Origin of the sequence: Desulfovibrio sp. 1188_IL3213, assembly GCF_036763145.1 — a bacterium.
Classification (GTDB): domain Bacteria; phylum Desulfobacterota; class Desulfovibrionia; order Desulfovibrionales; family Desulfovibrionaceae; genus Desulfovibrio.
Genome location: NZ_JBAIYR010000434.1, coordinates 1 through 1815 on the forward strand (window position 1 = coordinate 1; position 1815 = coordinate 1815).

Sequence of the window (1815 nt, forward strand, 5' to 3'; positions counted from 1 at the left end):
GACGCTCCGCCGGGGTCAGGCCCGGGGGCGGCACGGCTTTTTCCGTCCAGTCCAGAATGCGGCAGCCCATGCCGCGCAGTTCGCGGCCCAGAAGGCGCACGCCGTGTTTATGCTTGAAAGATCCGGCCACGTAGATGGTAAATGCCGCCATGAACAGTCCTTACGATTTTTACAGATTTTTTACAGCTTGCATAAATCATGAATGCAAGGGGCGCGCCTTGCCGCATAAAAGGGCAAAGGCCCTGAGGCGGCGTTGTCCTCAATATTCGATGCCGGGCGCGGCCTTGATGCCCTCGCGCCAGGGGTGCTTGATTTCGGTCATGGAGGTCACAAGGTCCGCCGCGTTCACCAGCCAGTCCGGCGCGTTGCGGCCGGAAAGCACCAGATGCGTATCCTGCTGTCGCGCCAGCGCCATAAGTTCTTCAATTTCCTCACGCAAAAGAATGCCCGCGCCAAAGGCGTAAAGGCTTTCGTCCAGCACAAGCATGTCAGCCTCGGCCATCTGTTGCCGCGCCCATTCAAGCACCCTCAGGGCCGCCTCGCGATGGGCGGGCCGGTCTTCTTCATGGCGCAGAAAACCGCAGCCCCCGGCCAGAAAGCGTTGCCCAAGCCATTGGGTCAGCATGGCCTGTTCGCCTGCCTGCCCGTCGCGTTTCATAAACTGACCAAAAGCCACGGTCATGCCTTGCCCCAGGGCGCGCACCGCCTGCCCGGTGCAGGCGCTCGTTTTTCCTTTGCCGTTGCCTGTGTACACAAGAATCATCAGCTCCACACTCCTGCCAGGGCCGTATGGCATGAAGGACACGCGCCGGGCGCGTCCGCCCGCATGAGCGACCGTATACTGTAGCCCCGGCGCTCTATAACCAGATTTCCGCACTGGGGGCAAAACGTATTGCTGCCCAGAGCGCTTTGCACATTGCCTATATATACAAAATGCAAGCCTTCCTCGCGCCCGATGGTCCATGCCTCTTCAAGCTTTGCCAGCGGAGTGGAGGGGTGGTCGGCCATGCGGTGCGCGCCGTGAAAGGCGGAGAGATGCCAGGGCGTGTCGGCCCCCAGTTCCTCCCGGATAAAGGACGCGGCGGCCTTGAGTTCGTCCGGGCTGTCGTTGACCCCGGGAATGACGAGGGTCGTTACCTCAAGCCACCAGCCCATCTCCTTGATGGTCTTGAGGTTGTCGAGCACGGGCTGTAGCCGCGCTCCGCAGTATTGCCGGTAAAAGCTGTCGCTGAACGCCTTGAGGTCCACATTTGCGGCCTGAATGCTCCGGCTCAGAACCGCCAGGCAGTCCGCCGACATGTAGCCGTTGGTGACCAGCAGGCTGCGCATGTCCCGAGCAGCGGCAAGCGATGCGGTTTCGTAAACCAGTTCAAAAAAAACCGTAGGCTCATTATAGGTAAAAGCCATGCTGCGGGCGCGGTTTTCCTGTGCCAGCACCACCAGGTCTTCGGGCGCCGCGCGTCTGCCGGGAACGACGCCGTTGGCGGGTATGTGGGCAATGTCGCTGTTCTGGCAGAACTTGCAGGAAAAGTTGCAGCCCACGCTGCCTACGGAAAAGGTCCTGCTGCCCGGCAAAAAGTGGTAGAGAGGCTTTTTTTCCACCGGATCAAGATTGACGGCGGTGACCACATCGCGCACCACCGAGACGAGTTCTCCGTTGACGTTGGCCCGCACGCCGCACAGGCCCTTGGCTCCTTTTTTCAGGCGGCAGGCGTGCGCGCACAAAAGGCACAGCACGCTGCCCTGATCCTGGCCTTGCAGCGGCTGCCAGAGTTGTGTCTGCATATCAGCGCCCCTCCGTGCCGGAACCGGCGG

The 1815-nt window shown here is 61.2% G+C and carries 2 protein-coding genes; both read right to left on the bottom strand.

What is annotated here, in order from left to right; all coding sequences use genetic code 11:
- Positions 1–259: 259 nt before the first annotated feature.
- Positions 260–763, bottom strand: coding sequence for a cob(I)yrinic acid a,c-diamide adenosyltransferase (locus V6C16_RS12305; RefSeq protein ID WP_333543333.1), 504 nt, complete (start codon positions 761–763; stop codon positions 260–262).
- On the bottom strand, positions 763–1815 hold a 1053-nt coding region (amrS, locus tag V6C16_RS12310; RefSeq protein ID WP_333543334.1), incomplete at its 5' end, for an AmmeMemoRadiSam system radical SAM enzyme. The genes amrS and V6C16_RS12305, both read right to left, overlap by 1 nt.

Bases quoted from the DNA above. Each gene is read 5' to 3' on its own strand.
- V6C16_RS12305 (WP_333543333.1), bottom strand. From the start codon at position 763: ATGATTCTTGTGTACACAGGCAACGGCAAAGGAAAAACGAGCGCCTGC.